Below are 21,954 nucleotides of genomic sequence, written 5' to 3'. Positions count from 1 at the left end.
TAGTATTTGGGGTGAATAAAAAGGAGCTGAATCAGCTCCTTTTGTATTTACATTTAACGTCTATGAACCGTATGAATGCGTTAATCCGGTCTCACTACAGTTCCACTTTTTTGACCATGCCGGCTTCTGCATGACCGGGGATATTACACGCGAACTCTACATTTTTATCGCCATGGAAGTGCCACAGGAGTTGTTTCGCTTTGCCTGGTTCAACTGTGACAGCATTGCCGGAGTCATGCATGTGATCGCCAGACATGGTTTTCATCATTTCACGGTGTTTAAGCTGTTCTTCTGCTGAACCAATGGTAAATTCGTGATTGATTTTGCCTGTATTCATTACCACAAATTGAACCACATCATCCGGTTCTATTGTCACGTCTTTTTTGAATGTAATTTTCATATCATCCGTTAAGAGTACATGAACGACTTTGTCTGGTTTTGCGCCATTTGCAGGCATACCAACCGCTGACATGCCCGGCATGCCGCTCATACCAGAATGATCCATTTTACCGTGGTCCATTTTTCCATGATCCATCGGCATTTTATCCATGTTCATGGAATCGTGATCCATTTGACCATGCTCCATATTTTCGTGGTTCATGTTTGAGTTATCCATTTGAGCAAATACGCCACCCGATACCATGGTTAGAGCAAGAGTGATAAGAGTCTTTTTCATGTTGATTTCCTTTACTATCAATTAGCTATTGCGCCATTACTCTCTGAATAATGGCGCTCGTTGTTATTTATCTTGGTGTTGAGTTGATTTCACTTCACGCTGTTTCCACAGCTTGAAGATGGCAGGTAACACAAGCAGCGTTAACAGCAGGGCAGAAGCCATGCCACCAATCATCGGTGCAGCGATGCGTTGCATCACTTCAGAGCCTGTCCCCTCGCCGTACATGATTGGAATAAGACCAATGATTACCGTTAATACGGTCATCATGACAGGCCGCACACGCAAGCCAGCGCCTTCGCGAATTGCGTCTGTAAGATCCCGCGCTTGAAGTGGTCGTTGTTTCTCTTCTGCATCCAGTTTTCGGTGGTGCCACGCTTGGTTGAGATACACCAGCATGATGACGCCTATCTCCACCGCAACGCCGGCGAGGGCGATAAACCCAACCCCCACGGCAATAGAGAAGTTGTAGTTCAGATAATGCATCAGCCATAAGCCACCAACCATTGCTAAAGGCAGCGTCAGCATGATGATCAGCACCTCACCCACACGGCGGAAGCTGAAGTAAAGCAGCATCATGATGATCGCAATAGTGATTGGTACTACGACACTTAAGCGGTCTTTGGCGCGTTCCATGTATTCGTACTGACCTGACCAAGCCAGCGAGTAACCCGCAGGTAATTCAAGTTGATCTGCTACTACTTGTTGTGCTTCCACTACGTATGAGCCTAGGTCACGACCTTCGATATCCACGAAAACCCAACCGTTTGGACGCGCGTTTTCGGTTTTGATCATCGGTGGGCCATCCTCATAACGAATATCTGCCACGTCTGCGAGTGCGATGCGTGCGCCGTTGGGGGTTACCAGTGGTAGGTTTTGCAGTTTAACCACAGAGTCACGGTAATCTTGCGGATAGCGGACGTTAATCGGGTAGCGCTCTAGCCCTTCAATGGTTTCTCCAACATTCATACCACCGACAGCGGTTGAGATGACTTGCTGAACGTCTTTGATGCTCAATCCATATCTCGCAGCTGCGCGGCGTTTGATATCAATCGTTACGTAACGGCCACCCGCGACACGCTCCGCATATACAGATGAGGTACCGTGAACGCTATTAAGAATAGGTTCCAGCTGAGCACCAATTTTTTCGATCTCTTTCAGGTCTGGGCCTGCGATTTTGATCCCAATTGGCGTTTTAATACCGGTCGCCAGCATGTCAATACGCGTTTTGATCGGCATTACCCACGCGTTGGTTAGCCCCGGGAACTGCAGGAGATTGTCGAACTCTTTACGCAATGACTCAGTGGTCACACCTTCACGCCATTGGTCATGAGGTTTGAGCTGAATTACCGTTTCAATCATGGTGAGTGGTGCAGGGTCGGTGGCCGTTTCTGCACGGCCAATCTTGCCCCAAACCGTTTTAACTTCCGGTACGGTTTTGATCAGCTTGTTAGTTTGCTGAACTAGTTCACGTGCTTTACCAATCGAGATTCCCGGATACGTAGTCGGCATGTACATCAAGTCGCCTTCATCCAATGGTGGGATGAACTCGCTACCCAGTTGACTGGTTGGATAGTAAGCTGACGCCATTAGGCCTAAAGCGATAACGATCATACTCTTAGGGTACTTGAGGCTGGTATTCAGCAACGGGCGATACAGCGCAATTAAGCCTCTATTTACTGGATTCTTATGCTCTGGTAATACGTTGCCACGGATGAAATAGCCCATGAGCACAGGTACGAGGGTAATTGCCAAACCTGCCGCTGCCGCCATGGCATAAGTCTTAGTAAAGGCGAGAGGGGAGAACATCTTGCCTTCTTGACCTTCCAGTGCAAACACTGGCACAAAGCTTAACGTGATGATAAGCAGCGAGAAGAACAGGGGCGCGCCCACTTCTTCAGCGGCTTTGCCAATCACTTGCCAGCGGTTCTTATCCGTGAGAGGCGTTCGTTCAATATGCTTGTGGACGTTTTCTATCATTACGATGGCACCATCCACCATAGCACCGATGGCGATGGCAATCCCCCCGAGCGACATGATGTTGGCGTTAATGCCTTGAGAATGCATGACGATAAACGCGGATAAAATACCGACGGGCAAGCTCAGCGCGATAACCAAAGACGAACGGATGTGAAATAGGAAGAGGGCACAAACAATCGCCACGACGATGAATTCTTCCGCCAATTTCTTCCACAAGTTTTCTACGGCAGCGTTAATCAGCGTGGAGCGATCGTAAGTAGCCACGATTTCTACACCATCCGGTAAGCTGCGCTGTAAATCTTCCAGTTTGTCTTTAACTTTGCTGATGACTTCACTCGCGTTTTCGCCATAGCGCATCACGATCACGCCACCCACCGCTTCACCTTCGCCGTTAAGCTCAGAGATGCCGCGACGCATTTGCGGACCTAAGTTGATGTCGGCAATGTCGCCCAGTAAGAGCGGTGTACCTTTCTCTGTCACTTTGAGCGGAAGTGATTCAATATCCTCAATACTCGTTAGGTAACCTGTAGTGCGAACCATGTGTTCCGCTTCTGCTACTTCAACAACAGAGGCGCCCGTTTCCTGATTGCCGTTTTGGATCGCCATGTTCACTTGTTGCAGTGTCAGGTTGTAAGCACGTAGCTTAGCTGGGTCAATCTGAACTTGATATTGCTTCACCATACCGCCAACGGTTGCGACTTCAGAGACGCCATCGACGGTTTGCAGCTCATATTTCAAGAACCAGTCTTGCATACTGCGTAGATCAGCAAGATCATGGTTGCCAGTTTTATCTTGCAGTACATAGCTGTAGACCCAGCCCACACCCGTTGCATCTGGTCCTAATGTCGGTTTTGCACTCAGTGGTAATTTAGGTGCTACTTGGCTTAGGTACTCTAAAACGCGCGAACGTGCCCAATACATGTCGGTATCATCGTTAAAAATGATATAAACATATGAGTCACCAAAGAATGAATAACCACGAACGGTTTCCGCTCCTGGTACGGCGAGCATGGCGGTGGTCAGCGGGTAAGTAACTTGATCTTCCACCACTTGAGGTGCTTGGCCTGGGTAGCTTGTTTTGATGATCACCTGAACATCAGAAAGATCCGGAATGGCGTCTACAGGTGTATTCTTTACACTGTAAAGTCCGGTTAAAACAAGCGCTAATGTAGCGATCAAAACCATGAAACGGTTTTTGATCGACCAGCGGATTATTGCTCCAATCATAGTTAGCCCTCAACCGCTTCAAGTTGCTTCAAGACGTAGTCAGCTCCTTGTTTTTCAACTAAAAACCGTACTTTCTGACCTTCTTTGAATCCGGATAGATCCACTTCATCACCCACAGAGAAGTTCATCTCTCCTGCCTCCCAGTTCCATTCTGCAACTGGGAGGTGGTTGAGAGTTATCATCCCAAAATCCGCCATCAACATGCTGATATCTCCGGTAATCCATACGTCAGTCACGACAACGCTGTCATCGGTTTTGTAGTCAACGACTTCATATTGACCGGACTCTGTTTTCTGAATTTCAAACTCGATAGCTTGGCCTTTTTGCAGAGTGCCCACATCAACGTCATCTGCGAGGGTAAAGTTCATGACCATACCCGGCCAATCCCACTCTGCTACGGGCTGATGATTAATGGTCAACATACGGTGATCTTTCATCACATCGGTGATTTCACCCTTAGCCCAAACTGTTTCTACTTTGGCTTCAGTAGGTGATGAAATACGAGATAGATCAGCCGTTTGGCTCGATTCCGAATCCAACATAAAGTGTGCAGAGGTTACGATGCGATCATCTTGAGACAGACCTTGTAGCACCTCGATTTTGTCGTCGGCTTCACGCCCAACTTTGATGCGCGTTGAGCGGTATTTACCATCGCCTTCAGACAACACGACTCGGGTCATACCGCCGGATCGAATAACGGAAGACTTAGGAATCGTCATAACTGCGTTATCAGTGACTGGTTGAAGGGCAATGTTGGCAAACATATTAGGTTTAAGATCGCCATTCGGGTTAGGGAACTTGAGGCGTACACGCAAGGTACGAGTTTTAGGATCCAGAATAGGGTATACGTAGTCGACAACCCCTTTCCATTCATTGCCTGGAATAGCATCAAGCGTCATAGTGGCGCTACTTCCTGCTTTCATCCAGTGAGCTTGGCGCTCAAATACTTCGGCATCCACCCATACGTTTTCAAGTGGGCCCGCGCTGATTACCGCTTGAGCAGGGGATAGGTAACCACCTTCACGAACGTTCAAACTCGCGATGACGCCATCTTCCGGAGCTTTAATTTCAATAGTTTGCGATGCTTTCCCGCGTTGAGTGATGGCTTTGATTTGAGAACGATCAACACCCAGTGTCACTAAACGTTCTGTCGCGCCTTTCACCAGGCCATTACGCCCAGTTCGGTAGGCGTTCAGCAGCTCTTCTTGTGCTTTGACTAGCTCAGGCGAGTACAGCGTGAACAGCACATCGCCTTTTTTGACCTTTTCACCCACGGCATTAATGTAAAGCTTTTCAACCCAGCCGGCCACGCGAACGTTGGTTTGCCACAAATGACTTTCGTCAAACGCGATATAGCCGACAGTTTCAATCCGAGGTGAAAGTTGCTCTAAAGAGACTTGAGCAGTTTTTACACCTAAGTTGTTTTCAACTGATGGGTCAATTTTTACCGTGCCGGGTTTGTCTTGTTCACCCGCGAGATCTTCAGCGTACACTGGGATCAAGTCCATGCCCATTGGCGATTTGCCCGGTTTGTCGCGCTTATAATTTGGATCCATTGGAGCAACCCAATAGAGTGGCTCGTTTGAGCTGCTTGCAGCGTTAGCGCCTGAGCCACTCATGTCGTGGTTTGCACCAGATAGGTACTGATTAACGCCAAACCCTAGTGCCCCGCCAACAAGCAGAGCGATGGTTGCTATCTTGATTGAATTTGAACTCATTCCTAATTCCTTATTTTCCCCATGAGGCATGACAGCGATGTTGATTGTTTATTGGTGTGCATTCGCCATCGTCCCCAAACTTGGGTTCTCTCATGTTTTGTTTTAGTTCGCGCTTGCTTCAGTCGTGATGTTGGGTGCGGATACTTGATATTCGAAACCACCCAATAAAGCCGCTAAGTTGCTGTTTACGATGTTTAAATCGGTAATAAGACGTTGCTGTTCGAGCTTTAGCGCCAGCTCGTCTGTGCTTGCCATGATCACGTCGTTAAACTGTGCGGTGTTGTTTTGATAACCCCTTTCTACCGCGTGAATACGAGCTTGAACTTGGGGAAGTAAGGTGGATTGATAACGCTCTAAACGCTGACTCAAGTTGGCGCGATCAACCAGCAATGTGTTGACCTTCGCGTTCATCTGAGTCAGTAACGTATCTTTTTGTGAGCGAGCAGCACCCACTTGATACTGAGCGGCGGCTAAGTTGCGGTCTTGGCGATTGCCAGTGAACAGGGGAATGTCCATTGTGAGATACGCGCTCACCAAATCCGATGCAGGTTCGCCTTTCATATTGTTGGCTTGACGATAGGCGTACATCACTTCCACACCGAATTGAGGCGTGTAAGCTTGCTCTGCAATGTCCACTTGAGTTTCATTGGCAGAAATACTTACGTCTGCCATTTTCACCATCGGGTGCTCACTCAACTGTTGGTAGTGCTTGGTCGTTTCGTTATTTGCAGACAACTTTTGGTTTAATGACGCCCAAGTCAGTGTGTTGCTGGCTTGAAGTGTTGAGCGTCCGTTTTGGGTATAGGTATTGAGCCAGCCCGAGCCCAACCATTCTGAGAGTTGCGAGACCAAACGGCGCTGCATTTGTGCGTTGGCTTGCAGCTTTTCATCCAACTTACTCACTTGAAGCTGTGCATTCAGTAAATCTTGCGCTTCGCTTTTGCCGATTGAGTAATTGGTTTGAATGAAGTTTTCCATTTCCGTCATGAGCCGACGGTTTTCTAGCAAAATTTGCTCTGCTTTCTGCTGATAGCCCAGCTCCAACCAAAGCTGAGTCATGCTGTTTGCCACTTCAAGCTCCCGTGCGTGAACTTGCAACGACAAACCATCGGCTTGTTGATTGGCTTTCTTTTGTTGAAGATTGAGCGTCGAGCCACGTTCGAACTGTTGCATCAAACCGACGGAGATATTGGTCATCGGATCCTCGTCAAATTTGAAGCTATCGACAGGCAAACCACCAAAACCGACTTTCAATTTCGGGTCCATCAAGGTTGCGCTGGCTACGCCTGTTTCACGCATTGCTTCCGATTGAGCATAGAACTGCTTACGGTTGCCATCGTTACTCAACGCAACGCTAATGAGGTTTGCTAGCTCATTGGTTGACTGAGCTTGGATTGATTGAGCTTGCGCTTCTTGTTGTGCTTTCGTATTGGCTGGCGATTGTGCCACCACATTGAAAGCAGGTAGGGCAACCAGAGCCAGTGAGCATACTGGTGCCACTAAGCGATTTGGGTTGAATTCCATAATTTACATCCAAATTGATACCAAGCTCTTTTGCGTTTCGGGATCGATTGAACCGAGCGGGAGAGCGTTGGTATTTGCCAAACGGATGACGCACTTTTTTATCGCTAAATAGCAGGTAACAAATGGAGTTACGAGCGAATAGCTGAGGTGAGCACGCTATCAGTTGGGCGCAAAGAAACTGCCTGCAAAGCGATGCAGGGTCGAATGCTTTGTATGGATTAAACTATCGGAGGCCGATACAAATCATGGGTGACTTGTACCACTGGTGCGGTAATTTCTGAGGCAATGGATGCGCGACAAGCCAATGGGGAGAGCTGGCTGTCAGTGACTGGTAATGGGACAAAAACGAATGAGCAAGATGCTGTACAGCAATTGTGGATCATACCGGAGCCATCAACACAGCTCATGGTAATCTCTGCAGAGTCGGAGCTCAACGATGAGGCCATCTCCATGCTCATACTCGGGGAGCCGCAGTGATCGTTCTCGCTTGCCATTTCCGTCATGTGAACAGACATCATGGCATCACTCGACATCATTTTTAGGCTCATTAAAGGCGCGCTGTTAACCACGCTAGATACCAGCAGTATCAGCGTTGTACATAACGTTAGCCAAATTGTATGCAATGATTTCAGACGCATACGGTTTCCAGTCAAAATGAGCTTATATATCGAGTAACCCTTAAATAATAAAGGTTACCCTAGGGGTAAAGTCAAGGATTATACCGAACCCACTTCGAGATAATGAGTTCTACATCTTAAAGTCAATTGGACATATTAATCGCTAAGAAATATCTCGCTAGTGAGTTTTTTGTCACACGAACTTTCCATGGTAGGGTTTATCCTTATAGAATGTAAGGTTTAGTATGCCTGCTTCGGGGGTTGTATGATAGAAATTGTCATCGATGGAAAATATAGAATTGTAGAAGAGGGGCTAACCCTTCTGGAAGCAGCCAAAGTGTGCGGGGTCGAAATCCCTTCACTGTGCGGAATGAACAAAAGTAACGAGAAAATTCCGTGTGATTTGTGTGTTGTCGAAGTGGAAAGTGGCGGAACTAAGCGCGCCTGTGACCTCAAAGTGTACCGCGGTCTCAATGTCGTCACACAATCAGAACAACTGAGCGAGCACCGCAGAAAAGCGCTCAACCGAATCATGACGGACCACTACGCCGACTGTGAAGCTCCATGCAAAACGGCGTGTCCTGCTGGGGTAGACATCCAATCTTACCTCTACCATATCTCGCAAAACGATCATCAAAAAGCGATTGAAGTTATTAAACGCACACTGCCAATGCCGTTGTCGATTGGGCGCGTGTGTCCGGCATTCTGCGAAAGTGAGTGTCGCCGTTCTTTGGTGGATGAGCCGATTGCCATTCGCCAACTCAAACGCCATGCCGCAGACGCAGATTTAGCGGCGCATGAAGCGTATGTCCCAGAGAAAAAACCAGCGAAGCATCGCAAGATCGCCGTTGTTGGTAGTGGCCCCGGTGGCTTAACGGCAGGTTATTACTTGTCGAATGAAGGTTATGACGTCACCGTATTTGAGTCCATGCCAAAAGCAGGCGGTTGGCTACGCTACGGCATTCCTGAATATCGCCTACCCAAAGACATTCTAGACAAAGAAATCGAACTGATGTGCCGCAACGGCATGCAAGTTGAAACCAACAAAAAGCTTGGTGTTGATTTCACCCTGTCTCAATTGAGTGAAGACTACGATGCTGTCTGTTTGGCTGTGGGGGCGTCTCAAGCGGTAGAAATGAATTATCCTGGTAGCGACTTGGACGGTTGCTACCTCGGTGTTGATTATCTGAAAGATTACGTTACAGAACAAAACTACGTTACGGGCAAAAAAGTTGCCGTGATTGGTGGTGGTAACACTGCGATCGACTGTGCGCGTACGGCGCGTCGTGCGGGTGCCGATACCACTTTGATCTATCGTCGAACTCGCGACGAAATGCCGGCCGAGGACTACGAAATCGTCGAAGCTGAACATGAGGGCGTGAAGTTCCATTTCTTAACGAATCCGGCGGAAAACATTGCGGATGAAAACGGCCGCGTGAAGGAAATTCGATTAGAACGAATGGCGTTAGGTGAGCCAGATGCGTCTGGTCGTCGTAGCCCGAAACCAACGGGTGAGTTCTTTACTGAAGCATTTGATACCGTGATTGCAGCGGTATCGCAAAAGCCGGATCTCAGCTTCTTAGAAAACGATGAGCTGTCCATTCCTCTAACGCGTTGGAACACATCTGAATCCGATGCGCAAACCATGCACACGGGTACGGGAAATATCTTCAGTATCGGTGATTTTCGTCGTGGTCCTGCGACAGCGGTTGAAGCGGTGGGAGATGGGCGAGTTGCGGCAAAAGCGATTGATCTGTTCCTCAATGGCGATATGGCGATATGGCGGATATGCCGAAACCTGCGTTCAACTCTCGTAAAGAGAAAAAATTGGCGCAGGTAGACCCACTTCATTTCGAAAATATCCAAAAAGTTGCTCGTTCAATCATGCCAGAGTTGACCCCAGCGCAGCGTGAGCAGAGTTTTGCTGAAGTGGAACTGGGCTTTGATAACGAAGAGGCCATGAAAGAAGCGGCGCGCTGCTTAGAGTGTGGTTGCCAAGCGAATACCGACTGTGCCTTGCGAGATTACTCAACGGAATATCATGCCGAGCAACATTTCGATGTTTCCGTGGACGTTTCCTCTGCTAGCGTGATTGGTCATCAAGATTGGCTCGATTTACGTGCGAAAGATCTTCGTCATAAATACGAAGTAGACCGCAGTTCTGAGTTCATTGAATTTGATGCTAACCGCTGCATCAGTTGTGGTCAGTGTATTCAAGCATGCCGCGAGCAAGCGGTACATGGTGTGTTGAGTTTTGTGTCGGATAAAAATGGCCGACCAGCTTTACGACCAGATGATCGTCCACGATTCCGCTCCGATGAAAAAGGCGCAAGTTGCAGTGGTTTGACGCTCATGGGCAATTCAAATTGCGTGCAATGTGGGGCGTGTGTTCAGGCATGTCCAACGGGCGCGATGGTGGACAGCCGTGACCGCTCTCAAGGCAGAACCGAACAGCTAAAAGCCGTCGATACCATTTGTACCTATTGTGGTGTGGGTTGTAAGTTGACCATGTTTGTCGATGAGCAACAAAACAAAATCCGCTATGCAAAAGGGGCGGATTCGCCGGTTAACCAAGGTATGCTGTGCGTGAAAGGCCGTTTTGGTTTTGATTTCATTAGCAGCGAAGAGCGTTTAACGACACCACTGATTCGTAAAGATGGTTGGTTGCAGCCAGCAAGTTGGGACGAAGCGATTCAGCTAGTGGCTTCGAAGCTTTCGACCATCAAGCAAGATTTTGGTAGCAACGCACTGGCCGGATTCTCTTCAGCGAAAACCACTAACGAAGATAACTACGCGTTTCAAAAATTCATCCGTCGTGAACTTGGTACGAACAACGTTGATCACTGCGCACGTTTGTGTCACGCATCAAGTGTGACAGGGCTTGAAGCATCGTTGGGGAGTGGTGCGATGACCAACGACATTCCGAGCATTAAGCATTCCGATGTGATCTTTATTATCGGTTCTGACACCACATCTGCGCACCCGATCATCGCTTCGCACATCAAACAGGCGATTCGTCATCACGGGGCGCGCTTGATTGTGGCAGACCCGAAACGAGTGGACATGGCTGAACATGCAGAGCTGTACTTAGCGCATCGTCCGGGCACGGATGTTATGTTGCTCAACGGCGTGATGCAGCAAATCATCAAAAATGGTTGGTACGATCAAGAATACATCGAAGAGCGCGTCGACGGCTTTGATACCTTGCTTCAAGAGGTGATGTCGCCAGCGTACAACCTCGACAAAGTTGAGTTAGTGACGGGCGTAAAAGCGGACGATATTTTCGCGATGGCACGAATGATTGGTACGGCAAAACGCACGGCGGTGTATTACTCAATGGGTATTACCCAGCATACAACAGGGCACGACAACGTTCGTTCGATTGCAAACCTGCAATTGTTGTGTGGCAACATCGGTATTGAGGGGGGTGGTATTAACCCACTGCGCGGTCAATCAAACGTACAAGGTGCGTGTGATATGGGTGCTTTGCCGAACTGCTATCCGGGATATCAAAAGGTGTATAACCCGATTGTTCGTCAGAAATTCGCGATTGAGTGGGATGCGCCGAACTTACCTTCTGAGCAAGGGCTTACCCTAACGGAAATCATCGATGCGGCGTGCAAACGAGAAGTTCGCGGGATGTACATCATGGGCGAAAACCCAGTACTGAGTGATCCAAACCAAGCACACGTGATTGAAGGGTTGGAAGCACTCGACTTCTTGGTCGTGCAAGACATCTTCCTCACCGAGACGGCGCAGTACGCCGATGTGGTATTGCCTTCTTGTTCATTTGCGGAAAAATCCGGTCACTTCACCAATACTGAGCGACGCGTGCAGCGCGTTAATGCGGCAGTGAAAGCGCCGGGTGAGGCGAAAGAAGATTGGTGGATCATTCAAGCGATCGCAAACGCGATGGGCAGCGATTGGCATTACCAGTGTGTTTCTGAAATCACTAGCGAGATCGCGCGTGTAACGCCGCAATATGCAGGGTTGCGTTGGGACGCGATCACGCCGAACGGTGTTCAATGGCCAAGTAACAAGAATAATCCAAACGGTACTCGTATCATGCACCAAACCCAATTTACCCGAGGGAAAGGGCAAATGGTGGGCGTGCCGTTCCGCTATGCAGCTGAGTTGCCTGATGAAGAGTACCCTTTGGTGCTTACAACAGGGCGTGTGCTAGAACAATTCCACACCGGTACGATGACACGCAAAACGAAAGGGTTGGATAACCTTGCTGGGCCAAGAGCGATGATCAGCGTTGAAGATGCTGAAGCAATTGGTATCCATAATGGTCAGCGCCTAAAAGTGTCGACCCGTCGTGGCAGCATCGAAATTGATGCGTTTGTGACTAAGCGAATGCAAAAAGGCGTCGTGTTTATTCCTTTCCATTTCGTTGAGTCGCCAGTTAACCGCTTGACGACTACGGCAACGGACCCGCATGCGAAAATTCCTGAATTCAAAGTCGCAGCGGTTAAGATTGAAATCAGTGAAACGGCCGCTCAACCAGAGCCTGTCGAGGAGGCGGTACACCACGTCTAACATCAACGCTTCACGCACTGGCGAGTTGAGAAATTGCATTTAAGCTTATGATATGTAATAGCGAAACGAGCAGTGCGTGTGTCGAGCGTTTTTAAGTGGATCATATTGCTTCTACCCGCTCTTATTTGGCTGGCGGTCAGGCAAATTGAACATATTTGGTGGGCGGAGAATCTTACCTCGATTCCCGCCCTCATTGTGTTCACTTACGTTGTTTTAGCCTCGGCGTTTTTTATTGCTCGCCGATGGTTGCAAAGTGCATTTTCTGCCTTTGTCGCTATTTTGTTTGTCTCGTTACTTGTTCCGCCGCAGCGCAGCCATGTGGCGTCTTGCTCGCAGTCTTTGAGCGTCATTCAATTCAATCTTTTTTACGAAAACTCAGACATCAATCAGTTCATCAACTATCTGTTGAGGCATCCTGCTGATTTGGTGGTGATGCAAGAACTGACGCCGCGAGTTGGCAGCCTTTTGCACATGTTGGATGATGTCTATCCGCATTATTATGGTGGCCAACGTGACGTAGGGTACCCTTCAAATTTGATGATTCTTAGCCGACACCCCATCACGGAGGTTTCGGTTTATCGTGCGCCAAATGGACAAGAAGTCATCAGAGCGGTTTGGTTGCCTAAAGGTCAAGCACCGATCACTTTGTTTGCGGCTCATCCGCCATCACCAAGAACCAGCGAGCTTTGGCATCAAAGAAATGCGCTGGTGCGAACCATAGAAACTCTGACCGCGCTTTATCCCGAGCCAGAGGTGTTGGTTGTGGGGGATTTCAATCTCTCCTCGGTTAGCCCTCGTTTTTCTGCGCTGTTCCCGAGTTTTCAAACCGCGCCAGTGACGAGCTAGCCAACTAACATCAAAGGCATAAACGTGCCAGAGCCGATGATGATAGGTATTGATCACTTGTGGCTAAAATCCGAGCAAGGACAGCGAATCATTTGCTCTCGTGAATCCTCTGCTTTTCCACAAGGCTCAGATCACCGCATGGTGACAACCCAGATCGGTGTGCATATTCCATAGTTCAAGCTTTTAGAATTTGTCATGTTTCATAAGTAAAACCGGTGCTGAGCTTGTCATAGAATTGACTGTCTCTGACGATCCTCTGTTATTTGAGCAAGTTCTATAACCTAAACTTTGCTCGCTTCCTATACTGAATTAACGAAGCAGAGTTTTTATAACAACAAGAGGCAGCTTGCATGACAAGAACAACCTCATTTGCACTCGTTCTATTACTGATGTGCGCATACTTTGGTTACAACCGTTATTACGTGTATCCGCAGCAGTTGGAAACACAGGCCAAATCCATGTTGATACAAATGGCAAATCGCGAAGAGTGGATGGATGTGTTTGAAATGATGAACCGCGTAGAAGCTCACAAAGGGCATTTAGAGCTTGCAGCGCATGTTAAATCCTCTGATGGCAAGCGTGCTTACAGTGAAGGGTTCATCACCTATACCGACCGAGACGGGATGGTATGTAAAGAAGTGGTTTTTAACTTCAAAATTAACTCGTTGAAGAATTACAGCATTTCTGACTTACGCGATTGTTCTTTTGGTGAATATTACTAAACCGAATCGTGCCATTGAGCATTGTCAGTAAGGCATTCAAATTTCCAAACAAAAAATAGCCTCTTTGTCGAGGCTATTTTTGTTTTTGCGAAAGAGAAAAATGGGCAACTTTAATCGAGCGATTTCTTAAACCTTAGTGACGCGACGACCAATCCAAATACGGTAAACCCGAGCAACCAAAGGGTATCTCGCCATAAGTCCATCAGATCCGCTCCTCGCAACACAATGCCTCGAATCATGCGCATAAAGTGAGTGGCGGGGAGGGCTTCTGAAATCCACTGTGCTGCGACTGGCATGCCCTCGTAAGGGAACATAAATCCAGACAGTAGAATCGAAGGCAGAAGAATGAACACCGTCATTTGCATGGCTTGAAGCTGTGTTGTGGCGATGGTGGAGATGACCAATCCTAAAGTTAAGCTGGCGGCGATAAACAACAAGGTTCCAAACAGAATTTGGCTGATTGCACCGTTAATCGGTACGCCGAAAATCCAATGTCCCAACCCTAGAATGATGAAAACCTGAATTAAGCCGACAAAGATATACGGCACGATTTTCGCCACCATTAGCTCTATCGAGTGGATGGGCGTGGTGATCAATAGCTCCAAATTTCCCCGTTCACGTTCTCGTACAATCGCGGCACTGGTGAACAAAATCATCGTCATGGTGAGAATCACACCGAGTAAGCCGGGTACGATGTTGACCGCAGAACGCCGACTTGGGTTGTAGTAGAGTGCGACTTCGAATGTTTTGCTTGGCGCTGGGCGAATTTCGAAATCAAAATCGGTCAATGGCATGGTTTGCAACGACAATATTGCCGAGCTGATCATGGTATCTGACCCATCCACAATCCATTGCCCAAGCTCTTGACCTTGCATCATGCGTTGTGTGAGATCGCTTGGCAAAATCAGCACGGCGCGCACAATACCATCTTGAATCGCTTGTTCAGCCTCTTGCGCGGTGGCATAGGTTTCTTTGATATCCACCACTTGAGTGACTTTGACGGACTGGGTAATGATCCTCCCGGCGGTACTGCCACTTTGGTCGACAACACCTACCGGAATGTTGCGAATGTCCGTATTGATTGCGAAGCCGAACAGCAAAAGCTGGATAAGCGGGATCATCACCACCATGCCAAACGTGATTCGGTCACGGGAAAGTTGGCGAATCTCTTTGATCATGACGGCTTTCATGCGAGCGATAGGTTTCATCATTGGCGGCCTTTCCCTGTCACGCTGACAAAAACATCTTCTAAGCTTGGGCGAGCGTGGTTCATTTCAGCGTTTTGAAGTTCAGGAAACGTCTGCTTTAACCATTCAATCGGCTGCTCGACATGCTGGTGGATAAGGATGCGTAAACGAATCCCCAACTGCGCCGCAGAGCGAACTTCGTCACGTTGAATCAGCTTTTCTTTGAGTTCACGAAGTTTGTCGGCTTTCACCTCAATAATATTAACGCCCATCTGTTCCATTAACTGTTCGGGTTCGCCATCAGCACGAATTTCGCCCGATTCCATGATCGCCAGACGGTGGCAGCGTTCCGCTTCGTCCATGTAATGCGTGGTGACTAAAATCGTCGTACCTTGATCGCACAAGTCGAACAATTGCTCCCAAAAATCGCGTCGATTTTCGGGGTCAACGGCGGATGTCGGCTCATCCAAAAATAGCAGTTCGGGTTTGTGCATGGTCGCGGCGGCGAGTGAAAGGCGCTGCTTTTGACCGCCACTCATACCGCTTACGCGCTGTTTTCGCAATTGATCCAACCCGTAAGTGGTGAGCTGCTCTTCGATCCGCTCTTTCAGCGACTGGCTGCTTAAACCAAAAATTTGCCCAATAAATTCGAGGTTTTCTTGAACGGATAGGTCGTCGTACAACGAGAACTTTTGTGTCATGTAGCCAATTTTGAGCCGCAGTTGTTCGGATTGTTTTGGGATTTCTAATCCAAGCACATCCACACTGCCTTCGCTTGGGCTGAGAAGGCCGGTGAGCACACGAATGGTGGTCGACTTACCACAACCATTTGGCCCCAAAAATCCGTAAATGCTGCCTTTGGGCACGTTGAGTGTGATGTTATTGATAGCAGTAAAGTCGCCGAATTTTTTGACCACATTTTGAGCTTGAATTGCATACTCGGTCATTGGTTTACTCCACCAAATCTACTTGGGCAGGCACACCGGACGGCAACGTTTTTGCAGACTCAGGTAAATCAACTTCTGCTAGATACATCAATCGTGAACGTTCTTCTTCGGTTAGTGCGAAGTAGGGTGTGAATGAAGGCTCACTAGCCACCCAACGAACGGTGCCTTGTAATGGACTCTCAAGTCCATCGACATTTACCGTCACGGTTTTCCCAGGAATAAACCCGATTCGATAATCGGCAGGAACATACACTCGCGCATACGGTACGCGGTTGGCTTGAATCACGGCAACCACACCGTTCACTGGTACGCGTTCGCCAAGATTGTAAGGCAAATTATCGAGCGTACCGTCACGCGTGGCCGTGATGGTGAGTTCTGCCAGTTTTTGCTCTTGCAATGCTACTTCGGCTTTTGCCGCCATTAAAGCGGCTTTAGCTTGTTCGATGTCTTCGAGGCGAGAACCTGCGGTGAGCTTACTGAACTCTTCTTTTGCTGAGTCTAATTCGGCTCTCGCCGAGTCCCTTGCCGCAAGAGCTGAATCTTTTTCGGATTGGCTGATGAGCTTTTTACGCACCAGTTCTGCTTTGCGTTGATAGTTTTTCTGCGCTTCGGTGAGCTGCGCTTCCGCTCGGGCTACGCGTGCCGATGCAGCAGCAATGTCTTCTGGGCGTTCACCATTGGTCAATTTAAGCAAATACGCTCCCGCTTTGGCTTGCTCGGCAACGGCGTGCGCAAGAACTGCTTGTTGATTCTTGGTATCGAGCTGAACCAACACTTCCCCTTCACTGACCAAGCTGCCTTCTTTGACAGGAAGGGCTCTAATTATCTCATTAGATGTGGCGGTAAACGTTACGCGGTCACGTTCTAAGGTGCCAAGCGCTTGGTGCGTATTATCTTTCGAACAGGCGCTTAAAAGGGCAATAATCAATGTGCCAAAAATGATTCGCTTCATAGTGCGGTGCTTCCTTTGAAGAAGTAATGCATGAATAGATAACTTGCGAACGGGAGCGTGTTGATTGAGCCCGCCAACCCGTCGCTAACCGCCATCCATAACGATTTCTTTTTAGAGCTTAGCATTTTATCTACAAGCGATTCTTTTTAAATAGAGAGGCTTAGCGTTGGAAGAGGGCTATGAAGGCCTCAATTTAAAGAACCTTGACCAAGCTCCGGTTTTTCCTGATAAGTAAAATTAAATGCCCAGCGATAAACACTAGGCTAGTTGGGGCTGCAAGTTGTCACTTGATTCTGAATTAGAAATCACTTCACATTTTAAGTGGCTGATTCGTAAAATGGATTGCGGTCTGCCATGACAATAGGCAAGGTGTTGAATAATACGAATCACTCATATAAGGCCATCCATGACAACAACTGGTCACGTGCATTTTTATATTGGCACTTACACCAACCCACCGAGTACGAGCACGGGCATTGCGCGTGTATCGCTGAACACTGAAACGGGTGAACTGACTCGGCTTGACGATGTTGTAGTTCAACGTAATCCGTCCTATCTCACGACCACCGAACACGGGCTGTATACGTTTAGCGAAATGGATAGAAATGAAGGTGCAGAGCTCGCGTTTTTTCGCGGTAGTGAATCCGTCTCTTTGCGGATTAATGGCGATTATCCGTGTCATTTGGATATCAAAAAACCGTTTTTGGCGGTTGCTAATTATGGCTCTGGAAATGTTAGCGTATTTCAATTGGATCACGATGGTAAACCGCTTAGTTTGTTGACGGATTTATACGTTGATGGGTGCGGGCCGAATTTAGAGCGCCAAACTTCTCCTCACGCTCATCAAGTCACGTTTTTAAAGCACAGTGATCAATTGGTTGTCGTAGACTTAGGCAGCGATAGCGTCCTTATTTATGATTACGAGGCTCAACAGTCGGATTTTGCACTGTCGCAAGTGATTCATTTACCCGCAGGTTCGGGACCGCGCCATGTGGTGTTTAACCAACAAGAGTCGACAGCGTATGTGGCTTGCGAACTGTCAGAAACCTTGATTGTTCTGGTTAAGCACCAAGATAAATGGCTTATCTCGAATCAAACAGAATTATTAGAAGGGGAAGATAATCAGCAAGCGGCGGCGGCGATTCGTCTTTCGTTAGATGAAACGTTTTTGTATGTCTCTTGCCGAGCTCAGAACAAAATCAGTGTGTTTGATGTGTCTGGTGATACGCCCAAAAGGCGAGCAGCCATTCACTGTGAAGGGGCTTTTCCACGAGATTTTGTGTTGTCTCATGATCAAAAGTGGTTGCTGGTTGCCAATCAACATTCCAACAATGTGGTGAGCTTTCGTCGCAATCCTCAAACAGGGGAAATTACTGCAACGGGTTATGACTGTGAGATAGGCTCTCCAGTGTGTATTGTCGAACAACCTTTGTAACGATTAACGCTGAAACAACAGGGAATAGAAAAGCCTAGCGGGCGGCTAGGCTTTCAGGATAAAAACAGTTAACGCCAATCTTCAACGCGCAGTTAGACGTAAATTTTGCCTTTCATATACAACACACCATCACCAGATACATTGACGCAATCCTCCTTGACTTCGCAGTACAGAACGCCACCTCGCGCTGATGCTTGATACGCCACTAAAGATGCTTTGCCGAGCTCTCGCGCCCAATATGGTGCTAAGCCTGCGTGGATTGATCCTGTGACAGGGTCTTCATCTCCGCCGTTCGCTGGCCAAAAGTAGCGAGATACAAAGTCGTATTGACTGCCTTTTGATGTGACGACGACATCGTAAGGGGCGAGTTGTTTCAGTTGGTCGGAGCGATATTGAACATCAAAAACGGTTTGCTCATCTTCCACGATGACGAAGTAAGCTTGTGGGCTAAGCAGTACGTGTGTTATTTCGCAGTTTAATCCCTCAATCAATTGCGTAGGAATGGCGTTGACGGGGTGTGGCGCTCTTGTCGGAAATGTCATTTCAATCTTGCCAAGTGCGTTCTTAATTACGGTTAAGGTGCCCACTTTTAATGTGTGAAACTCAATACTTCCTGTAACGCCGAGTTGATCGAACAACACCATAGAAGCGGCGAGCGTTGCGTGTCCACAAAAGTCGATTTCTGTAAGTGGTGAAAACCAGCGTATTTCATATTGATTCGTTCCAATCGTTTTAACAAACGCGGTTTCAGAGAGGTTGTTTTCCGCTGCAATGTTTTGCATCAGCTCTGGTTCTAACCACTCTTGCAAGGGTACGACTGCTGCTGAGTTGCCTTTAAATTGCGTGTCTGTAAATGCGTCAACGACGTAGATATCCAGTTCCATTCTGTCTTCCTTGTTTTCTGAGCAATTAGTTAGCATAAACCAGATGCAACTCAGAGAATAAGAAATTTATGCTTGAGTCTTAAAGTGTCAAAATAGACGATTATTTTATATTTTGTGATACTTATTGATGTGTCTTGGCCTGTGTTGATGAATAGACTTGATTTGAACTCATTGAAAGGAAGAAACACATGAAAGCGATTCACAAGTCTGTTTTGGCCCTTAGCGTTTTGGTTATCGGCTCTGCCCATGCTTTTGAACTAAAGAGCAAAGATATTCAAGAAGGTCATCCAATGGCGAAGACATTTGAATATTCAGGTTGGGGATGTGATGGTGCGAACCAGTCTCCACAACTGATGTGGAAAGACGTTCCAAAGGGTACGAAAAGTTTTGCGATTACCGCGTACGATCCTGATGCACCAACAGGCAGTGGTTTTTGGCATTGGATAGTGTTTGATATTCCAGCCTCAGTTAACGAATTGCCTCGTGGCGTTGATATCAGCAAGCTCGGCGGTAAGGAGTCTCGTATCGATTACGGTACTACTGGTTTTGGCGGCGCATGTCCTCCAGAAAAAGATGGTATGCACCGCTACCAGTTTACCGTTTGGGCCTTGCCAAGTGACAAGTTGAACTTGGATAAGAACACGCCAGCGGCGGTTGTGGGATTCACGTTGAATAGTGTCGCATTGGACAAAGCGAAGTTAACCGCCACTTACACACGATAATTGAATAAGAAAGGGGAGAAGATGAGCCACCAATATCAAGTCACGTTGTTTCGTGCGGAGCAGCAGCAAAAGCTGCGTAACGTTCGGATTCATTCCCCGAGTATTATCCAGATCATTAAAGGGAGTAAGCGTCTATTTTGGAAAGACGAAGCGTTCGATATTCTTCATCCTAATATCATGCTTTGTGAAGCAAACGCTTCGCTGAATTTTGAAAACCTTCCTCAGCAAGGGCGTTTTCTCTCTCGAATGTTCAGTTTTCACTGTGTGCCGAGTGATGACATGCTGGAGCTGAGTATGAGCAATGCGCTTGGCGAACATGTACCTGCGGTGGAGACAGATAAAGCATTGCAAGCGACGCTGAATGCGCTGTTTTCTTTTGAGCAAGAAAGCTTGAGTGAAGCGACGCAACGTTATTGGGTTTTGGGGTTGTATCAGCAGTTAGCGGAAAGGGGATTGTTGCATCGACTTTTTACCAGCTCGAACACCTCTTTTAGCGAAAAACTCAGTCGCTATTTGTCACGCTCTCCGGGCGATGAGCATCCTTTGGAACGGGTAGCTGAGCGTTTTGCTATGAGCCGAGCAACGTTGATACGCAAACTCAAGCAAGAGGGTACTCAGTATCGCGAAGTGCTGGCAGAAGTGCGTTTAAATCACGCACTCTACCTGATGCAAAATGGTGCGTATAACGTAGCGTTGCTCGCGCAGTTGTGTGGCTATCAATCGGAAGGGCGTTTTAGCCAACGCTTTAAAGGCAAGTTTGGTTTAACGCCCAGCGAGTACATCAAAACCGTTGCCAGTTAGTACCTAACATTGCTATTTGGCTCGGTCTCAATGTTTCCCATTTTAGCTTTTGTATTTGGTTTTCATCCGCAGTGCGATGTTAACCAAAGCAATCAGAACCGGAACCTCGATCAACGGGCCAATTACGCCAGCGAATGCTTGATCGGAATTTAGACCAAATACAGCAATGGAAACCGCAATTGCCAACTCAAAGTTGTTACCCGTTGCCGTAAATGCGATGGAGGCATTTTTATCGTAAGGAATGCCCATTCTCTTCCCGATAAAGAAGCTGGCAAAAAACATCAATACGAAGTAGATCGCTAGTGGGACTGCCACGCGGAACACATCCATTGGCAGTTGTAAAATCATCTCTCCTTTGAGGCTGAACATCAGCACGATGGTGGCGAGCAAAGCGATCAAAGTAATGGGTGAAATTCGAGGAATAAACACATCGTTGTACCACTTCTCACCTTTTGCAGCGACTAACCATTTACGACTGAGAAAACCAGCGAGGAACGGAATACCTAAGTAAATCAATACGCTTTCCGCAATGTCTCCCATGGAAATATCAACCACAAAACCTTCATAGCCAAAGAACGGTGGAAGTACTGTGATAAATAGCCAAGCCATAACGCTGTAAGTCAGAATTTGAAATGCGCTATTTAATGCCACCAAGGCCGCGCCATATTCTTTGTTGCCGCCGCCAATATCATTCCACACTAAAACCATAGCGATGCAGCGTGCAAGGCCAATCAAAATAATACCGACCATGTAACCTGGATGATCACCAAGAAAGGTTAAAGCAAGAACGAACATCAGGATTGGGCCGATGATCCAGTTCATAACCAGAGACAGCGTGATGGCTTTTTTATCTCTCGTTACCGTTCCTAATAGACCGTAGTTCACCTTGGCGAGTGGTGGGTACATCATCAAAATCAAACCAATGGCGAGTGGTACGTTCGTACTACCAACGGACATTGCTTCGTTCCATTCTGCTACTTGCGGGTAGGCTGCGCCTATCCCCACGCCGATGGCCATTGCGACAAAGATCCAAACCGTTAAGTAGCGGTCAAGAAAGCTCATTTTTTCGCTGGCACTATTGAAAACTTCAGTCGTCATAGTGGTCTCTATTCGTTTATCGTCGAAAGACGATGTATAAGGTTATAGTTTATCTTTGCGCGCATGGAAAGCGCGCAAC

Annotated in this window: 14 protein-coding genes and 2 pseudogenes; 6 read left to right on the top strand and 10 right to left on the bottom strand. The window is 47.7% G+C overall.

The genetic code is table 11. The features are described from left to right. Nucleotides 1–94: 94 nt before the first annotated feature. From L3V30_RS12195 to L3V30_RS12175, 5 genes are all read right to left on the bottom strand, one after another. Nucleotides 95–676: a cupredoxin family protein gene (locus L3V30_RS12195; RefSeq protein ID WP_237309012.1), complete on the bottom strand. Its 582-nt coding sequence runs from the start codon at nt 674–676 to the stop codon at nt 95–97. A 63-nt stretch (nt 677–739) separates the two neighbouring features. Continuing rightward, nucleotides 740–3,880, bottom strand: coding sequence for an efflux RND transporter permease subunit (locus tag L3V30_RS12190; RefSeq protein WP_237309011.1), 3,141 nt, complete (start codon nt 3,878–3,880; stop codon nt 740–742). 2 nt (nt 3,881–3,882) lie between these two features. Continuing rightward, nucleotides 3,883–5,598, bottom strand: coding sequence for an efflux RND transporter periplasmic adaptor subunit (locus L3V30_RS12185; protein ID WP_237309010.1), 1,716 nt, complete (start codon nt 5,596–5,598; stop codon nt 3,883–3,885). 102 nt (nt 5,599–5,700) lie between these two features. Next, the gene (locus tag L3V30_RS12180; protein ID WP_237309009.1) at nt 5,701–7,122 is read right to left on the bottom strand and encodes a TolC family protein; all 1,422 of its coding nucleotides are present in this window, start codon (nt 7,120–7,122) and stop codon (nt 5,701–5,703) included. Between the two features lie 218 nt (nt 7,123–7,340). Next, nucleotides 7,341–7,760 carry a hypothetical protein gene (locus tag L3V30_RS12175; RefSeq protein ID WP_237309008.1) on the bottom strand — a complete coding sequence of 140 codons (420 nt, stop codon included), beginning with the start codon at nt 7,758–7,760 and terminating at the stop codon, nt 7,341–7,343. Nucleotides 7,761–8,004: 244 nt separating this feature from the next. On the opposite strand from L3V30_RS12175, the pseudogene fdhF reads away from it, so the two are divergent. The 3 genes and pseudogenes from fdhF (at nt 8,005) to L3V30_RS12160 (ending at nt 13,849) form a co-directional block, all read left to right on the top strand. After that, nucleotides 8,005–12,281 (top strand): annotated as a pseudogene (gene fdhF / locus L3V30_RS12170) (formate dehydrogenase subunit alpha). 78 nt (nt 12,282–12,359) lie between these two features. After that, nucleotides 12,360–13,301 (top strand): annotated as a pseudogene (locus L3V30_RS12165) (endonuclease/exonuclease/phosphatase family protein). Between the two features lie 176 nt (nt 13,302–13,477). Next, nucleotides 13,478–13,849, top strand: a complete 372-nt coding sequence (locus tag L3V30_RS12160) for a hypothetical protein (RefSeq protein ID WP_005487881.1) — start codon at nt 13,478–13,480, stop codon at nt 13,847–13,849. A 110-nt stretch (nt 13,850–13,959) separates the two neighbouring features. Here the strand turns inward: L3V30_RS12160 and L3V30_RS12155 are convergent, their stop codons facing one another. Genes L3V30_RS12155 through L3V30_RS12145 form a run of 3 tightly spaced genes read right to left on the bottom strand, consistent with a single transcriptional unit; the run spans nt 13,960 to nt 16,935 of the window. Continuing rightward, nucleotides 13,960–15,057, bottom strand: coding sequence for an ABC transporter permease (locus tag L3V30_RS12155; RefSeq protein WP_237309052.1), 1,098 nt, complete (start codon nt 15,055–15,057; stop codon nt 13,960–13,962). Next, on the bottom strand, nt 15,057–15,983 hold the full coding sequence (locus L3V30_RS12150; protein WP_015312993.1) for an ABC transporter ATP-binding protein: 927 nt from the start codon (nt 15,981–15,983) through the stop codon (nt 15,057–15,059). Before L3V30_RS12150 ends, L3V30_RS12155 begins: the two co-directional genes overlap by 1 nt. Before the next feature lie 4 nt (nt 15,984–15,987). Then, on the bottom strand, nt 15,988–16,935 hold the full coding sequence (locus tag L3V30_RS12145; RefSeq protein WP_005462020.1) for an HlyD family efflux transporter periplasmic adaptor subunit: 948 nt from the start codon (nt 16,933–16,935) through the stop codon (nt 15,988–15,990). Between the two features lie 406 nt (nt 16,936–17,341). Between L3V30_RS12145 and L3V30_RS12140 the strand changes: the two genes are divergently transcribed. Beyond that, entirely contained in the window at nt 17,342–18,370 is a 1,029-nt protein-coding gene (locus L3V30_RS12140; RefSeq protein WP_237309007.1) for a lactonase family protein, read from the top strand. Nucleotides 18,371–18,462: 92 nt separating this feature from the next. On the opposite strand, the gene L3V30_RS12135 is transcribed toward L3V30_RS12140, so the two are convergent. Further along, entirely contained in the window at nt 18,463–19,254 is a 792-nt protein-coding gene (locus L3V30_RS12135) for a PhzF family phenazine biosynthesis protein (protein ID WP_062852206.1), read from the bottom strand. Between the two features lie 188 nt (nt 19,255–19,442). Between L3V30_RS12135 and L3V30_RS12130 the strand changes: the two genes are divergently transcribed. After that, entirely contained in the window at nt 19,443–19,976 is a 534-nt protein-coding gene (locus L3V30_RS12130) for a YbhB/YbcL family Raf kinase inhibitor-like protein (RefSeq protein WP_078558056.1), read from the top strand. 21 nt (nt 19,977–19,997) lie between these two features. Then, nucleotides 19,998–20,777, top strand: a complete 780-nt coding sequence (locus tag L3V30_RS12125) for a helix-turn-helix transcriptional regulator (RefSeq protein ID WP_015312999.1) — start codon at nt 19,998–20,000, stop codon at nt 20,775–20,777. A gap of 42 nt (nt 20,778–20,819) precedes the next feature. Here the strand turns inward: L3V30_RS12125 and arsB are convergent, their stop codons facing one another. Beyond that, nucleotides 20,820–21,875, bottom strand: coding sequence for an ACR3 family arsenite efflux transporter (gene arsB, locus L3V30_RS12120; RefSeq protein ID WP_237309006.1), 1,056 nt, complete (start codon nt 21,873–21,875; stop codon nt 20,820–20,822). Nucleotides 21,876–21,954 lie beyond the last annotated feature (79 nt).

This window comes from Vibrio sp. A1-1 (assembly GCF_021728175.1).
In the GTDB taxonomy this organism is placed as follows: domain Bacteria; phylum Pseudomonadota; class Gammaproteobacteria; order Enterobacterales; family Vibrionaceae; genus Vibrio; species Vibrio diabolicus.
The sequence above is the reverse complement of the archived record's forward strand: the minus strand, read 5'-3'. Positions and strand labels throughout refer to the sequence as shown.